At 70.6% G+C, this 16,026-nt stretch carries 14 protein-coding genes; 7 read left to right on the plus strand and 7 right to left on the minus strand.

Features of this window, described 5'->3' with window-relative positions; genetic code table 11:
* Positions 1-24: 24 nt before the first annotated feature.
* Entirely contained in the window at positions 25-3,021 is a 2,997-nt protein-coding gene (locus tag BUE16_RS06660; protein ID WP_073307863.1) for a GAF domain-containing protein, read from the minus strand.
* A gap of 117 nt (positions 3,022-3,138) precedes the next feature.
* Complete coding sequence (locus BUE16_RS06665) at positions 3,139-3,636, minus strand: hypothetical protein (protein ID WP_073307865.1); 498 nt, start codon at positions 3,634-3,636, stop codon at positions 3,139-3,141.
* 121 nt (positions 3,637-3,757) lie between these two features.
* On the opposite strand from BUE16_RS06665, the gene BUE16_RS06670 reads away from it, so the two are divergent.
* Both BUE16_RS06670 and BUE16_RS06675 read left to right on the plus strand, forming a co-directional pair.
* Positions 3,758-4,426 (plus strand): AIM24 family protein, encoded by a 669-nt coding sequence (locus tag BUE16_RS06670; protein WP_073307867.1) that lies wholly within the window; start codon positions 3,758-3,760, stop codon positions 4,424-4,426.
* A gap of 73 nt (positions 4,427-4,499) precedes the next feature.
* Complete coding sequence (locus BUE16_RS06675; protein WP_073307869.1) at positions 4,500-5,792, plus strand: MFS transporter; 1,293 nt, start codon at positions 4,500-4,502, stop codon at positions 5,790-5,792.
* A 106-nt stretch (positions 5,793-5,898) separates the two neighbouring features.
* On the opposite strand, the gene BUE16_RS06680 is transcribed toward BUE16_RS06675, so the two are convergent.
* A complete protein-coding gene (locus BUE16_RS06680; RefSeq protein WP_079991533.1) occupies positions 5,899-6,633 on the minus strand; it encodes a DUF2270 domain-containing protein in 735 nt (244 codons plus the stop codon).
* A gap of 356 nt (positions 6,634-6,989) precedes the next feature.
* Here BUE16_RS06680 and BUE16_RS06685 point away from each other — a divergent pair, with 356 nt between their 5' ends.
* Positions 6,990-7,388: a helix-turn-helix domain-containing protein gene (locus BUE16_RS06685; RefSeq protein WP_073307871.1), complete on the plus strand. Its 399-nt coding sequence runs from the start codon at positions 6,990-6,992 to the stop codon at positions 7,386-7,388.
* A gap of 5 nt (positions 7,389-7,393) precedes the next feature.
* On the opposite strand, the gene BUE16_RS06690 is transcribed toward BUE16_RS06685, so the two are convergent.
* Genes BUE16_RS06690 through BUE16_RS06705 form a run of 4 tightly spaced genes read right to left on the minus strand, consistent with a single transcriptional unit; the run spans position 7,394 to position 11,638 of the window.
* A complete protein-coding gene (locus tag BUE16_RS06690) occupies positions 7,394-8,056 on the minus strand; it encodes a hypothetical protein (protein WP_073307873.1) in 663 nt (220 codons plus the stop codon).
* A 54-nt stretch (positions 8,057-8,110) separates the two neighbouring features.
* Complete coding sequence (locus tag BUE16_RS06695; RefSeq protein WP_079991534.1) at positions 8,111-9,868, minus strand: b(o/a)3-type cytochrome-c oxidase subunit 1; 1,758 nt, start codon at positions 9,866-9,868, stop codon at positions 8,111-8,113.
* Positions 9,868-10,404 carry a cytochrome c oxidase subunit II gene (locus BUE16_RS06700; protein WP_073307875.1) on the minus strand — a complete coding sequence of 179 codons (537 nt, stop codon included), beginning with the start codon at positions 10,402-10,404 and terminating at the stop codon, positions 9,868-9,870. Before BUE16_RS06700 ends, BUE16_RS06695 begins: the two co-directional genes overlap by 1 nt.
* 4 nt (positions 10,405-10,408) lie before the next feature.
* Positions 10,409-11,638 carry a halocyanin domain-containing protein gene (locus tag BUE16_RS06705; RefSeq protein ID WP_073307877.1) on the minus strand — a complete coding sequence of 410 codons (1,230 nt, stop codon included), beginning with the start codon at positions 11,636-11,638 and terminating at the stop codon, positions 10,409-10,411.
* 105 nt (positions 11,639-11,743) lie between these two features.
* On the opposite strand from BUE16_RS06705, the gene BUE16_RS06710 reads away from it, so the two are divergent.
* Genes BUE16_RS06710 through BUE16_RS06725 form a run of 4 tightly spaced genes read left to right on the plus strand, consistent with a single transcriptional unit; the run spans position 11,744 to position 16,016 of the window.
* Positions 11,744-11,941 (plus strand): hypothetical protein, encoded by a 198-nt coding sequence (locus BUE16_RS06710; protein WP_073307879.1) that lies wholly within the window; start codon positions 11,744-11,746, stop codon positions 11,939-11,941.
* 9 nt (positions 11,942-11,950) lie between these two features.
* The gene (locus tag BUE16_RS06715) at positions 11,951-12,721 is read left to right on the plus strand and encodes a sulfite exporter TauE/SafE family protein (protein ID WP_073307881.1); all 771 of its coding nucleotides are present in this window, start codon (positions 11,951-11,953) and stop codon (positions 12,719-12,721) included.
* Positions 12,718-15,342, plus strand: coding sequence for a heavy metal translocating P-type ATPase (locus BUE16_RS06720; protein ID WP_073307883.1), 2,625 nt, complete (start codon positions 12,718-12,720; stop codon positions 15,340-15,342). The genes BUE16_RS06715 and BUE16_RS06720 overlap by 4 nt, the downstream gene beginning before the upstream one ends.
* Positions 15,339-16,016, plus strand: coding sequence for a DUF7546 family protein (locus BUE16_RS06725; RefSeq protein ID WP_073307885.1), 678 nt, complete (start codon positions 15,339-15,341; stop codon positions 16,014-16,016). Before BUE16_RS06720 ends, BUE16_RS06725 begins: the two co-directional genes overlap by 4 nt.
* The last annotated feature ends 10 nt before the right edge of the window (positions 16,017-16,026 follow it).

Raw genomic sequence — 16,026 nt, forward strand, 5'->3', positions numbered from 1 at the left:
CGGACCGCCGCGGGCGATCGCCGATCACGCCACCGGATCGACGCCGGTGATCTCGAATCGAACGCCGCCGTCGGTGCCATCGGCAGCGTCGGCGTCGACGACCGCGATCTCCCACCCGTGGGCGTCGACGATCCGACTGACGATGTACAGACCGTACCCGGTACTGCCGTCGTCGCTGGAGTACCCGACCTCGAACACGTCGCCTCGCGAGTCCGGGGGGATCCCCGGCCCGTCGTCGGCCACGTAGAACCCGGTCGGGAGGTCGCCGACGGTCACCGTCACCCCGTCCCCGCCGTGTTTCACCGCGTTTCCGATCAGGTTCTCGAGCACCTGTTTCAGCCGGCTCGCGTCCGCGGTCACCGTGCGCGTGGTTTCGACGGCCAGCTCCGCGTCGCCGGTGTCGAGGTGAGACCACGACTCTACCGCGGCGGTCGCCAGGTTGACCGGTTCAAAATCGGCCTCGTCGCGGCCCTCCCGCGCGAACGCGAGCGACTCCTCGAGCAGCGACAGCGCCCGATTGATCGACCTCGCGGCCGGGTCGAGGTGGTCGCTGTCGGTCTCTTCGCGCGCCAGCTCGACGCGTCCCTGGGCGACGTTGAGCGGGTTACGGAGGTCGTGAGAGATCAGCCCTGCGAACTCGTCGAGGTGTTCGTTCCGCCGCCGGAGTTCGCGCTCGCGCTCGACCCGGTCGAGCGCCGCGGCCACGCCGGTCGCCAGGATCTCGGTGAACGTCTTGTCGGTCTCGTCGAACGCGTTCGGCTCCGTGGACGAGACGATGAACACGCCGTGGTCGGCCAGCGGATACACGATCACGCTCCGACTCGGCGTCTGCTCGGCTAGGCGTTCGTGGGTGCGGATGTCGTCGATGTACCGCGGTTCCCCGCTGTCGAACGCGTTCCAGACGACCTCGTTTGCGGGGTCATCGTCGCTGCGAACGTACTCCGGGGGCTGGTCGAACTGCGTCTCGACGGAGTCGGCGCCTGCCGCCAACGCCAAGCGCCGACCGCCGTCGCAAAGGAGGTGGACCCCGCTCAGTTGTGCGCCGAGCACGCCGTTGGCTGTCTCGACGGCGACCTCGGAGATCGCGTCCCGTGTCGTTGCCTTCATCAACCGCTGCGTGCGGTGTTGCAACGCTTCGAGGATGCGCTCGCGCTCGATCCGGTGGAGCACGGCCGTGGCGTGTTCCGCGAGCGTCTTCGCCATCGAGACGTCGATATCGTCGAACGCCGCTCGCTCGGGTGCGCCGACGAGGAGCACGCCGTGGTCGCCCAGCGGGAGGACGATCTCGCTCCCGACCGGTGTCTCGGAGTTGTAGCGCTCTGACGCCGACTCGAGGTCCTCGTACACCTGCGGCTCGCCAGATTCGTACGTCCGGCCGGCCAGTCCCTCGCCCGGCGCGAACGTGGGCGGTTCGCCGACGATCGCCTCGGTCTCGTCGGTCCACGCGACCGGGACCAGCCCGCCCGTCTGTTCGTCGTAGAGGTGTACCCCGTTGTACGGGAGATCGAGGATGTCGTGCAGCGCGTCGGCGGTGATCTCGGCGACTGACTCGGGCGTTCGCGCCTCGACGAGCGCGCCGACCGTCGCGTGAAGCCCCTCGATGGCTCGCTCGCGCCGCTTCTGCTCGGCGATGTCGAGGTACCACACGTACCACCCGTCGGCGACCCCGTCGTCACCGGGGGTGGCGTCGGGGTCATCGGTATCGTCGTCGGGGTCACCGGGATCGGCGCCGGCGTCGATGTCGCGGTCGTCCCCGGCGATCTCCGCGACGTTGCCACCGCGGGGGATCGCGGTCAACAGGAACTCCCACGGGCCGTCGACCGTTTCGCGGACCACCTCTTCGACGACCAGGCCACCGGAGGCGAGGCGACGCTCGCCATCTCGGTTCGCGTCCGTCCAGTCGGGAAAGTCGATCACGTCGGCGATGTCGCGGCCGACGACCTCGTCCGCCTCGCGGCCGAATCGCCGCTCGAAGGCCGCGTTCGCGTCGATGACACGGTGTGACCCATCGTCGCTCATCTCGGCTTCGACGACCGGCATCGGCGCGTTCGCGAACAGGGCCCGCCGGCGGTCGCGCTCGGCGTTGAGCCGCCGGCGGGTGTCGAACGACCGGAGGGAGTGTGCGACGCTGTCCCCGACCGTTTCGAGCAGTTCGCGGTCGCAGCGGTCGAGCGTCCCCCCGCCCGCGGCCCGGGCGACGAGCACGCCACGACCGCCGTCGCCGGCGACAAGCGGGACCGCGGCCGTCTCTCCGCCCGCTTCGGAACCGGTAGGACCGTCGACGCGCTCCACGACGATCTGTCCGCTCTCGACGGCGCGGGTCGCGACGGCTGCGGCCGCGGACTGGCGTTCGTCTATCGCGCTCCCGGCAGCGGTGAAGTCGCCGCCGCCGTTCGGACTGGTGTCGTTGCCGCCGTTCGGGCCGGTGTCGTCGCTGGTCGCCGTCGCCCTGAAATTCAAGCCCCCCTCGTCGTCGACGCCGCCGATCCCGACGGAGCCGTACGCTCCGGACTCGGCGAGTACCGCACAGACCTGCCGTTCGGCGTCCTCCGCGGTCGTCGCGCGGACGAGCGCCTCGGTAACGTCGCTCGCGATCGCCGTGTTTCGGTCGGCCGCGGCCGCCCGGCGGTCGGCGCGGTACCGATCGACCGAGTCACGGATCCGATCCGCGAGCCGGTCGAACTGTTCGGTCCCCGACCGTTTCCGGAGGTACTCGGTGACACCCGCCGAGATCGCCTCGCTCGCGATCGCCTCGCTGCCGTCGGCCGTGTACAGGATGAACGGGAGATCCGGCCGCTCCTCGCGGACGGCTTCGAGCAGGTCGATCCCGGTCCGGTCGGGGAGCGCGTAGTCGGACACCACGCAGTTGAGACTGTCCGATTCGAGCCGATCGAGCGCCTCGTCGGCGCCGACTGCGGTCTCGACTGCCAGGCCGGCGTCAACGCGTTCGAGCCGCGTCGAGACCAGCGCCGCGTGCTCCTCGTCGCCAGCGACGAGGAGCACGCGGATCCGATCAGCCATGATAGTACGTTGCCATTCGGATACCGAAATATATGCGTTTGGTAACAGTACCGGCTGTGATTGGCACGCCGGTTCCCCTCGGGGGCTGGCGGCGGTCGGCCGCCCGCGGCTCGGCGCTCACCAGTCGTACGTCTGCCGGGAGGAGTCCCCGTTCCCGGTGAGGACCGACAGCGCCGCGGTGAACGTCACTTCGCCGTCGACGGCCGACCGTGCGAACGGCGAGTCCGGTACGGTGACCGCGAAGGGGTCGACCGCGCGGCCGGCGGCGTCCGTCAGATCTTCGTATGCGGCTGCGTGGGCCGCGGACAGGTCGACGAACGCGCTCGCCGGGCCGCCCCCGTCGACACGCGAGGCGTCCGCGTCCCCGGCGTCGGGGACGACGACCGGGCCGGGAAGCTCGGCGGCGTCGTACCGCAGGCGGATCTCGATCCGGTCGTCGCCGACGACGAACGAGACGCGACAGCCCGGAACCGTGGCCCACTCGTCCGTACGGAGCCCGTCGACCCCGTGCGTGAACGCCCGGTCGAGCGTCCGGGCGATCTCCCGTTTTCGGGCGGTCGACAGCGGCGACCGCTCGCGTGCGACGATCGGCGATCTGTCCTCGACCGGGTCCATGCGCGCCGGTGCCGGCGGCGACGGAAAACGGTTCGTTCCCGGCTATCAACGGCGAAACCGGCGTAGCTTTTTGTTCGATGGGGACCGACTGGAACCCAGGTCCCCGAGACCACGATACACGATGGAACTCGACAACTTCGTCTCCCACCACGCGCCCGGAGAAAGCGACGATCGCTTCGAACTGGAGAACAACAAGCTTCTCGACATCGATGTCGACGGCACGGTCTTGACCAAGGCCGGATCGATGATCGCCTATCAGGGCGACCTCTCGTTCACGGGGAAGTCCTCCGCCGAAGGCGGCCTGAGCGGCTTCATCAAATCGCAGGTGTCCAGTGAGGGGACGCCCGTGATGGAGGTGACTGGGACGGGCCACCTGTATGTGGCCGACCAGGAGAAGCGGATCCAGATCCTCTCGCTCGACGACGGCGAGTCCATCTCGGTGAACGGAAACGACGTCCTCGCGTTCGAGGCGTCCGTCGACTACGAGATATCGACGATCGGGAGCCTCGGTGGGGCCTCCGCGGCTGGCTTGACGAACGTGTACCTCACCGGTCCAGGGATGGTCGCGATCACCACCCACGGCGACCCGCTCGTGCTCGAACCGCCGGTGAAGACCGACCCCGACGCCACGGTCGCGTGGTCGGCGGGCCTCTCGCCGAGCATCAAGACGAACCGGAGCCTGAGCGACGCGATCGGTCAGTCCTCCGGCGAGACGTACCAGATGGAGTTCGCCGGCGACGCCGGATTCGTCGTCGTACAGCCGTTCGAGGAGCGGCCACAGCAGGGCTGACCGCATCGCCGACTACCGGCGGGAACGGTCGACGGAGCCGGATTGATACCGATCGCGTCCCTTCGGTCGGTGGATGGGATATCTACCCGACCTCGACCCGCGGATCCTCTCGCTCGCGCTGGCGCGGATGGTCGACGCGATCGCGAACTCGTTTCTCGTGGTGGTGCTTCCGCTGTACATCGGGAGCCAGGCGGTCGCGCTCCCCGCGTTCGTCGGCTCGACCGTGTCGGTCGTCGGCGTCCCGGTCTCGGTGTCGACCGAGCTGCTGATCGGGATCGTCCTCTCGCTGTTCGGGTTCCTCAACAGCCTGGGACAGCCGTTCACCGGCGCGCTCTCGGACCGGACCGGCCGGCGGCGGGCGTTTCTCCTCTTCGGCCTCGCGCTCGTCGCCGTCGGCAGCGCGGGGTACGTGTTCCTCACCGACTACGTCGCGGTGCTGGCGATGCGGGCGCTCCAGGGTGTCGGCGCGGCGTTCACCGTCCCGGTGACGGTCGCGCTCGTCAACGAGCTCTCCCCGTCCGACGAGCGGGGGAGCAACTTCGGGCTGTTCAACACCTTCCGGCTGCTCGGGTTCGGGACCGGCCCGATCGTCGCCGGCGTCGTCGTCGCCGGCGGCCCCTACCGGCTCGCAGGCGAACTCGTCTCCGGGTTCGAGGCGGCGTTTCTGAGCGCCGTCGCGGGCGCCGTGATCGCGTTCGCGCTGATCGGCGTCCTCATCGAGGACCCGGAGCGGGCGGAGGGCACCGCCGCCGAGGACATCTCGATCCGGGTGCGCGGCGAGCGCGGCGGCCTCGATCCGGTGTTCGCCCTCGGGGTCGCGACGGTCGTGATGGCGCTCAGTATCGCCATCTACGCGCCGCTGGGGAACGTGATCAACGAGCGGCTGGGCCAGGGGAGCTTCCTGTTCTCGGTGCAGTTCGGCGCGACCGTCCTCGCGAACGTCGTCTTTCAGCTGCCGCTGGGTCGCCTCAGCGACCGATACGGACGGCGACCGTTCCTGGTCGCCGGCTTCGTCCTCCTGATCCCGACGACGCTGGTACAGGGGTTCCTCACCTCCTCGACGCCGATGATCGCCGCCAGGTTCCTGCAGGGGGTCGCCGTCGCGGCCGTGTTCGCCCCGTCGCTCGCGCTCGCGGGCGATTTGGCGAAGGAGGGCACCTCGGGGTCGACGCTGTCGCTTTTGACGATGGGGTTCGGGCTGGGCGTCGCGTTCGGAACGCTCCTGTCGGGGTTCCTCGTCGGGTTCGGCTTCGCTGTCCCGTTCGTCGTCGCCACCGCCGGCGGAGTCGTCGGGCTGGCCCTGGTCGTGACGCAGGTGACCGAGCCGTCGCCCGGGGCCCCCGGAGGGGCGCCCGCCGACGACTGACCCGACGGAGCCGTCGTGGGAGACGGACGCGGTCGACGGCAGCGCCGAGCACGTCTCGAACGGCTCGGCCGGCGGCCGGCGGCCGCGCTGATCGAGTCGGCGTGCGTCACCGTTTCCTTCGGAGGTCCTCCGACCGGAGCTCCCCTTTCGCGTGCCAGGTGCGGGGTCGGCAGGCGATCGCGATCGCGACGGCGTAGAAAACGCCGACGACCGCGACGACGACCGACCCGGGGATCATGCCGATCGCCGCCGTCGCCAGCCACGGATCCGTCGAGAACGCCGTGATCCGGATGAGCCACGCGGCCAACAGGACGGCGAACAGCGGGAGGTACACCCGGTGGAGCCGGTGGGCGATCGCCTCCTCGGTGGTGATCTTCAGCGTCGGCGTTCGGTAGTCCTCGCCGAGACGCTCGCGCCAGTGCTCGTCGACGAGCCCGCCTTCGGGGTCGAGCCCGTACGCCCAGACGTTCTCCTGCATCGTGCGGACGCGCGTGCGCCAGATATCGTATCCCCGGTAGCGACGCGACTCGATGACGAGGAACACCGACAGCGTCGCGACGCCGACGAGGATGATGTAATGCGGGTTGTCCGGGCTGGTGAACGCCCACGTGAGCAACGCCGCGATGACGATGACCGCCCAGTTCGTGGTCCGGTCGAGGCGCTCGCGCCACAGTTTCATGCGGTGGATCTCCCCGCGGTACAGGTGTGCCATCGCCGAGCTTGGCCCCATCTCCTCGTCCAGTAGCCCTTCGCCGACGTGCACCGGCGCCTCCTCGACTGACTCGCCGTCCGCGCCTGACTCGCCACCAGCGGGCTCGTCTCCGAGGCCGTCAGCCGTCATCGACTCCCGCTCCGCGTCGACGATGGCGACGCGGTGGCCGAGCGTCGGCGACCAGTCGCCGCGGCCGGGCCGCCGTCCACTTGTTCACCATTGGTCTGTGACACACCGCCCAATACTCCGCTGGCGTTTTTAGAGGTTGTGTCTGCCGAAGCGGCCCGCACGCGCTCGTTGCTCGCTGTTCTCGGTCGCGACGCGCATCGGTACACGCGGAGCGGCTGTCCGCTGGCGATCACCAGAGAGTCGCCGGGCCGTCCGCCAGGTTACTCCCGTCGAGGGGGCGGGACTCCGCCCAAACGGGATTGTATGCCGCACACACAATCCTTATGACGGCGGAGATCGTACGTCTCATCGTACAAATGCCCGATTCGATGTCCGAGCAACTCCAGCGGGACATGGAGTGCGAGGGGCTGCTGGAGTGCTTCCACGGCCTGAAGCAGCTCGACAAGGACTGCTTTCAGGCGCTGGTGTCGGCCGACTCCCCGCTCACGATCGACGAGATCGCAGCGCGCGTCGACCGCGAGCGCTCGACGGCCTACCGCGCGGTCCAGCGGCTCCTGAGCGCGGGGTTCATCCAAAAAGAGCAGATCAACTACGATCAGGGCGGATACTACCACGTCTACAGCCCGACGGACCCCTCTCAGATCGCCGACGACATGCAGCGCATGCTCAACGACTGGTACGCGAAGATGGGGCAGCTCATCGGCGAGTTCGAAACCAAGTACGAGCAGCCAGAGCGCGTCGGCGCCGAGAACTGACCGAGTTACCCGCGGATCGGCGGTCGTTCGAGCGGGACAGATCGCGTGATCGCCTCCTCACCGTCCCGCAGTAGCACGATATCGACCGCGACGGGCATCGAGCCCGCCGGGAGATCCCACGCGCCCGTCACCTCGCCGGTTTCGCCGGCCGGGATCGACCCCGTCGCCGAGACGCTCGCTAAGGTCGTTCCGTCGCGGAGCGTGACGCCGGTGAGGCGGAGTTCGACCGACTCGTCGGTCGTGTTCTTGACGGTCACCCGGAGCACGTAGGTCCGCGAGTCGGCCGACTGCCCCCGCACTTCCGAGACCGCGATCGTCTCGGTCGGCGGCGCGTCCTGCAGGAGTTCGTCGCCGACGCCGACTCCACTCGCTCGGGGCGTGGCCGACTCGGTCACCGTTCCGTCTCCGTCTCCGCCGCCGGCATCGTCAGAGCCGTCGTCGCCGCCGAGGAGCGTGTCACCGATCAGTCCCCCGAAGGTGAGCGCCTCGACGATCACGGGGACCGTGAAAGCGAGCACGGCTATCCACCGGATCAGCCGCCTGCGGTCGAGGCCGTCGTCCGAGTCGGCCAGATCCGTCGCGGCCGACTCCGTCGCGGGCGGGTCCGTCGCGGCCGAGTCATCGGCCGCGGTCACGTCGTCCGTGTCAGTGTTGTCGGTGGGGGTCATCGAATCGAGAGATCCGCGTGAAAGCCGCAGCCGCACGAGCCATGCGATGCGGCGTTACACCGGCACCGGAAGGCTCCCCGGAGTGAACAGCCCGTCGGCGACCATGTCGAACAGCGGGAGGCCGTACGCCAGCGCGACGAGCACGATCGCGACGGCAGCCCACAGCTTCAGGTTGTCGAGCACCTGCGGGGAGTCCTCGGCTCCCGACATCGGCTCCGGGAGGAAGCCGTTGACGCGAAGCTGGCTGTTCGGTCTCCCGAGCGTCCAGGTGGCCAGCATGACCGCGAGGAACATCGCGGCCCCGATGAACAGCAGCGTGCCGCCGATCGCGATCTGGACGCGCATCTCGGCGACGCTGCCCACGACCGCCTGGAAGCTGAACTGGTCGTACTGCGGTTCCGCCGTCCGCCGGGGAATGCCGGCGAGTCCGGCGCGGTGCATCGCGTTCGACATGAGCACCATCCCGACGAACCACACGTACGGCTGCAGCGAGGCGACGCCGTACAGCTGGAGCCGCTTGCCGGTCACCTGCGGGACGAGCCAGTAGGAGACCGCCATCAGCGTGAGCGCGAACGCCGTCCCGACGGTGAGGTGGAAGTGCCCGGGCACCCACAGCGTGTTGTGGATGAGGTAGTTGATGTTCATCCCGGCGTTGATCATGCCCGAGAAGCCGCCCGCCGCGAACATGATGCCTGAGAGGGCGATGCCCGCGAACGCCGGCTTCTCCCACGGCAGCGCCTTCAGCCAGCCGAGGTAGCCGGTGCCGCCGCGCTGGCGGGCGCCGTGCTCCATACTGGCGACGACGGTGAACAGCGTCAACAGCGACGGCAGCAACAGGAAGAACGTGTTCGTCATCGCGACGAACTTGTACCCCGAGGCGATCCCGGGGTCGGTGTACTGGTGATGGAAGCCGACCGGCGTCGAGAGGATGAGGAACAGCACGAACACCACACGCGCGAGCGGGTCGCTGAACAGGCGGCCGCCCGACAGCTTCGGCAACACGGTGTACCAGATCACGTACGCCGGCAGCAGCCAAAAGTACACGACTGGGTGGCCGAAGTACCAGAACAGCGTCCGCGTGAGCAGCGGGTCGACCTGCTGGATCAGGCCGAGCGACCACGGGATGAGGAAGACGACGACCTCGACGGCGACGCCAAGCGTCGAGATGTACCACATCAGCATCGTCGTCAGCACCATGAACGACTGCAGCGGGATGCGCGCGTCGGGGTGCTCCGAGCGCCACTCGCGGAACTGGAGGAAGTAACTCGCGCCGGCGAGCCACGAGCCCACGATGAGCAGCGCCGCGCCGACGTAGAACAGCGGGTGCGCCTTCAGCGGCGCGTAGAAGGTGAACAGCACGTCCGCGCTCGCCGGGATCGAATCGAACAGCCCAGCGACGATGGTTCCGGCGGCGAGCAGCGTACCGAGCGTCATCGTCCCGAGCCACGCGGCGGTCAGCGTGGAACTGGGCGGCGATATCCCGAGGCTCCGCGTGTTCGCCCACTGGAACAAGCCCGCGATCCCGAACGTGGTGAACACCAGCGCCATGAGCACGCCGTGACCGGTCAGGAGCGTGTAGTAGTCCGACGACGGGATGATCCGCAGGACGTTCGTCCGGTGGAGCGCCTGGATCAGTCCGAACAGAGCGCCGCCCGCGAAGGCGACGAACGAGATCCCCAGGCAGATCCGGACGATCCGCGCGGCGTCGGGATACCGGTCGACGAACGCACGGCGGTGCCGCGTGCCGTCCTCGGTCTCGACGTACTCCTCCTCGCTGTGCGTGATCGCGTCGTCTGGGTGTCCAGTTGCCATCAGTTCTCACCACCGGCGGTCGCGTTGAACTGCGACTGCGGCACGACGTGGAGCTGCCCGGCCATCGTGTGGTGGCCGCTCCCGCAGTACTCGTGACAGACGATGCCGTACTCCCCGGTCTCCTCGAACGTCACGTCGAACCGTGCGATCTGACCGGGAATGACCATCGTGTTGACGTTCGTCCCGGCGAGGTAGAAGCCGTGCGTCACGTCGGCCGAGGTGACGTGGAAAGTAACCTCCTCGCCGACCGGGACTTCAATCGGCTGTGCGGTCCCGGGGTTGAACAGGTACTGCCGGGCGACGACGTACACCTCGACGCCCTCGCCGTCGCTCGACGCGTAGACGCCGGGCGCGCGGAAGTTGTCGGCCCGTTCGAAGTTCCCGTTCGCGACGACGGTCGAGTCGATGGTGCCGCCGTCGTCGCCGACCATGGCGACGCCGGGACCGATCGCGCCGTAGACGATGGTCCCCATGAACGCAACGATCAGGACAAGCGATGCGCCGAACCAGAGCTTCTCGAATCTGTGAACGTGCATTGAATCACCCAGTGATAGTCGGACCGCCGATGTACTCGACGAAGTACATGAAGACCCACAGCGCCGAGATCAACACGAAGTAGCCGAAGACGAGCGCAGCCGTCCCGACGGGGTCGTACTCCTCGCCGAGCTCCACCTCGGCGTCGTCCTCGACCGCTTCGACCGGACTGTCTCGGACGTACGCCTCCTCGGCGGCCGCGTGGTCCCGGTAGGCGGTGTACGCCTCGCTTCCGAGAACGGCCGTGACGGCCAGCCCGACCGTCCCCCCGAACACGACCGCGAGCCATCCGGTGAAGTCGTCCGGGACCAGCAGCGAGAGTCCACCGCCGGAATCGGCGGCCGCTCCCCCGCCGTCGCCGCCCGACCCCGAGCCGCCGCTCGAGCCGCCGACGTTGCCGACGACGATCGCGCCCTTCATGCCGAGCGCCTTGTGCGGCTGACAGAAGTACTTCGAGACTCCCTCGCTCTCGAAGGTGTGACTGAAGGAGTGACCGGCTTCGGCGACGAGTTCCGAGCTGTATGAGCCGTCCTGGGCGACCACGTTGTGTGACCCGCCCTGGCCGGTCCACTGCCAGACGACCGTGGTGCCGGGGTCGACGCGAACGGACGCGGGGCCGAACCCGTAGGGGCCGCCGCCGTTCTCGACGCCGACCTCGACGGTCACCTCCGACTGTCCGCGCTTGTCGACCGTCCCCGAGTAGTTGGAGACGCCCTCGAACCAGCCGCCGAAGTCGGGTTCGGACACGGACCCGCCGCCCGAACCGCCACTCCCGCCGACGACGATCGCGCCCTTCATGCCGATCGCCTTGTGCGGCTGACAAAAATACTTGGACACCCCCTCACTCTCGAAGGTGTGACTGAAGGTGCGGCCGGCGTCCGCGACCAACTCCGATTCGTACGAGCCGTCCTGTGCGACCACGTTGTGTGACCCGCCTTGGCCGGTCCACTGCCAAACGACCGTGGTTCCGGAGTCGACCCGGACCGCCGGCGGACCGAAGCCGTACGGGCCGCCGCCGTTCTCGACGCCGACCTCGACGGTCACTTCGGACTGTCCCGTCCGGTCGACGACGCCGTCGTAGTTCGAGACGCCGTCAAACCACCCGCCGAAGTCAGTCCCGGACTGGGCCGCAGCGGGGGCGGCGGCGCCCAGGAACGCTCCGCTCGCAACTGCAGCGCCGGCGGCCAGTACCCGCCGCCGGGTCGCGTCGGGAGACCTGTCTCGTATCCGTCCCATGTTCGGCGGTTGCCCCACGAGGCGTTAGTAAAGACAACTGCTTCTCAGAATCTGGGAACCGCCTGGCCCGAATATACTCCCGACAGGAACATTCTGGATACGGATATGACCCCACGAACGTTGGTCGCGATAACGATCGGCGCGCTCGCCCCGGTGTGGGCGTACGCGATGCTCGTGCACGGGGGAGCGTACGTCGCGCTCGCCTCGTCCGTGTGCGTCCTCCTCGTCGCCTGGACACTGTACACCGTGTTCGGCCCGCACGACGAATCGGCCACCGAGCGAGCGGACGCCGGCGCTCGGTGATGCCGTGAGATGACCGCAGCACTGGGCGCGGTCGAACTCGGGGCGTTCTTCCTCGTCGGGCTGCTCGGCGGCGCGCACTGTCTCGGGATGTGCGGGCCGCTCGTGACCGCCTACGCCGGCCACGCGAGCGACGGCGCCGGCCGCGTGACGCTGCGCGACGTTCGCCAGCAGGGGCTGCTCACGCTCGGGCGCGTCGGGACGTATGCGCTCGTCGGTGCCGTCCTCGGCGCGCTCGGCGGCGCCGCGATCGCCGGCGGAAGCCTATTCGCGGGCGCTGACGTGGTCCGCGGCGTCGCCGGCGTCGCGGCGGGAGCCGTCGTCCTGGTGGTGGGCGCCGGCTACCTCCGCGGCCGACCGCTCGACCCCGGTCGGATCCCGATCCCCGGCGTCTCGTCGGCGTTCGCCCGCGTCGCGCGGGTCGCCGGCGAGCGAGCCGAGGCGTGGGCGGACGGTCCGAAGGTGGCGCTGCTCGGCGCCGTCCACGCGCTGTTGCCGTGTCCCCTGCTGTACCCGGCGTACCTCTACGCGTTCGCGCGCGGGTCGCCGACGGCCGGCGCGCTCGCGCTCGGCGCGCTCGGCGTCGGCACGGCCCCCGCGATGGTCGGGTACGCGACCGTCCTCGGGGCCGTGCCGGCGTCGACCCGCGACCGCGTCCACCGGGCGCTCGGCGCCGCGTTCCTGCTGCTCGGGCTGTTCCCCCTCCTCCACGGGCTCGGCCTCCTCGGGGTTCCCGTCCCGATGATCCACCTGCCGCACTACGCCGAGGTGCCGTCACCGTGAGCGACGAGCCGGGGGGACGGGGCGGCTGCACGCTGTGCGGCCTGTCGACGCCGGAGCCGGCCGTCACCGACGACGGCGTCAAGGGCGAGTTCTGCTGTCGGGGATGTCTCGAGGTCGCGCGCACGCTCGACGACCCGGCCGCCGTCGACGCGGGTGACGTGCGGGCGGCGGTTCGGGACGGAGCCGGCGGCGATGGCGGTGACGCTCTCGGCGGCGCCGACGCGGCCGTTCCAGAGGACGCTGAGACGGCGTACCTCCACGTCGACGGCATGCACTGTGCGAGCTGCGAGGCGTTCTTGGAGGGTCGGGCCGGCGGCGTCGACGGCGTCGCCGCGGCTGACGCGAACTTCCCCGCGGACGCGATGCGCGTCCGGTACGACCCGGAACGGACCGACCCCGGCGCCGTCGCCGACGCGGTCGCGGGCGTCGGCTACGCGGCGGCGCCGACGACCGACGGCGAGGGCGTTGGCGACGACGACGAGACGATCGGACGACTGCTCGTCGGCGGCTTCTTCGGGATGATGGCGATGCTGTGGTACGTCCTGTTCCTGTACCCGACGTACTTCGGGCTGCCGCCGGAGGCGCTGCTGTTCGGCCTGCGGGGCGGCGCCGGCTCGTTCCTCCTCGCGAACGTCTGGGTGTCGGCGACGGTCGTGCTGGGCTACACCGGCGCGCCGCTGCTCCGGGGGGCGTACGTCGCCGTCCGGACCCGCCAGCCGAACATGGACCTGCTCGTCGCGCTCGCGGCGACCACCGCGTACCTCTACAGCACGCTGGGGATCCTGCTCGGGCGCGTCGAGGTGTACTTCGACGTGACTATCGTCGTGGTCGTGGCCGTCACCGTCGGCACCTACTACGAGGAGCGCGTCAAGCGCCGCGCCGTCGGCGAACTGACGGACCTCACCCGCGACCGCGTCGCCGAGGCCCGCCTCGTCACCCCGGACGGCACCGAGATCGTGCCCGTCGAGGCGGTCGAGGGGGGCGACAGGGTGGTCGTCCGCTCCGGCGAGCGCGTCCCCGTCGACGGGACGGTCCGGGAGGGGACCGCAGCCGTCGACGAGTCGCTCGTCACCGGTGAGTCGCTGCCCGTCCGCAGGGGTCCGGGCGCGACCGTCCGCGGCGGGACGGTCGTCTCTGACGGCCGCCTCGCCGTCGAGGCCGACGACGGCGGAGCGCGGACCCTCGACCGCGTCGTCTCGCTGCTGTGGGACGTGCGCGGCGAGGGCGCCCCCCAGCGGTTGGCCGACGCGCTGGCGACGGTCTTCGTTCCGGTCGTGCTCGTGCTCGGGACGCTCGCGTTCGCCGTCCACCTCGCGCTCGGGACGCCGCCCACGGCGGCGCTGCTCACCGGGCTGGCGGTGCTTGTCGTCTCGTGCCCGTGCGCGCTCGGGCTGGCGACGCCGCTCGCGATCGCCGCCGGGACGCGCTCGCTGCTCGCCGACGGCGTCGTGTTGACCGACGGGAGCGCCGTCGAGACGGCCGACGACGTGGACGTCGTCGCGCTGGACAAGACGGGGACCCTGACGACCGGTGAGATGGCGCTCAGGGAGGCGCTCCCCGCCCAGGAGACGAGCCGCGACGAGCTGCTCGGGCGCGCCGCGGCCGTCGAGGCGCGCTCGGACCACCCGGTCGCCGCCGCGATCGTCGACGCTGCGACCCGTCGGTCGGATCCCCCCGAGTTCGGACCGGACTCCTCGGTCGAGGGGTTCGAGACGCACCCCGGCCGCGGCGTCTCCGGCCGCGTTGACGGCGGCGCCCGCGTCACCGTCGGCGGGGAGTCGCTGTTCACGAACGATGGCATCGACGTGCCGGCGGCTATGCGGGAGCGATACGCCGCCGCCGAGGCGGCCGGCCACCTCGCCGCGTGCGTCGGCTGGGGCGGCGCGGTCCGCGGCGTGCTCGTCGCGCGCGACGACCCACGCCCCGGCTGGCGCGCGGCGGTCGCGGCGCTCGGCGAGGACCGCCGCGTCGTCGTCCTCACCGGCGACGAGGGGCCGGCGGCCGACCGCCTCCGCGACGCCGACGGCGTCGACGAGGTGTACGCCGGGCTCCCGCCCGAGGCGAAGACCGAGACGGTCCGCCGGCTCCGCGAATCTGGCACGGTCGCCATGGTCGGCGACGGGAGCAACGACGCGCCCGCGCTCGCGGCCGCCGACCTCGGGGTCGCGGTGGCGTCGGGGACCGAGCTGGCGGCCGACGCCGCGGACGCCGTGCTCGTGGGCCGGGACCTCGCCGCGGTCGACCGCGCGCTCGACACGCTCGCGGCGACCCGGCGGCGCGTCCGAGAGAACCTCGCGTGGGCGTTCCTCTACAACGCGATCGCCGTCCCGGCGGCGGTGCTTGGCGTGGTCACCCCGCTTCTGGCGGCCGTGGCGATGGCCGCCTCCAGCCTGCTTGTCGTCGGGAACTCCGCGCGCTCGATCGGGCCGGACCCCGAACGCAGACCTGACGCGGGCGAACCCGACGAGACCAGTTCGTCGGGCGACGGGGACACCCCGCCGAGGATCGGCGACTCGGACCCCGACGCGCGAGACGCCGGCCGGCGGCGAGCGTCCGTCGCCGACGGCGGTCCGAGCGACCCGGGCGACGGCGACGCCCGCGAGGGAGGGGCGCGAGCGTGAACCGGCTCCCGACGCGGTTCACGGTCGATCCGCCCGCGGCGTACGCCAGGACCGCGGTGTTCGCCCTGGGCGCGCAGTCGGCGCTCGCGCTCGCGTACCTCGTCGCGACGGACGCGGGGCTCGCGGCGCCGCGGACGCTCGCGATCCCGTTCGTCTGGATCACCGTCGCCGCCGTGGGCGTCCGCCACGCCGACCGACCGGCCTCCAGCCGAAGCGTTCTCGCGCTGGCCGGCCTCGTCGGCGCCGGCTACGCGATCGTCCTCGGGTGGTTCACCGGAACGGTCGGGCTCTCCTCGGGCGCGGCCGCGGGGCTCGATGTCGTGTTGCTCCCGCCGTGGTGGGGGCCGATGGTGCGCTTCGACGGCGCCGTCGTCTCGCTGTTCCTGTTTCCCTACCGGGTGGTCGGCTACGCGGCGCTGGCGTACCTGGTCTCGCTGGCCGTCCGCGACGTCGCCGCGTACGGCGCCTCCGCGGGCGTTGGGGGGGTGATCGCGCTCGGGTCCTGCGCCAGTTGCGCGCTCCCGGTCGTCGCCGCGGTCGCCAGCGCCGTCGGCGGCGCCGGCGTCGGCCTCGGGGCGGCGCCGGCCGCCGCGGGCGGAACGTACCTGATCGCCACGGTCGCGTACGTCCTCTCGGTCGCCGTCCTGACCGTCCGACCGTCCGCCGCGGGATAGCGCGGCGGAG

This window comes from Halobaculum gomorrense, assembly GCF_900129775.1.
Taxonomy (GTDB): Archaea; Halobacteriota; Halobacteria; order Halobacteriales; family Haloferacaceae; genus Halobaculum; species Halobaculum gomorrense.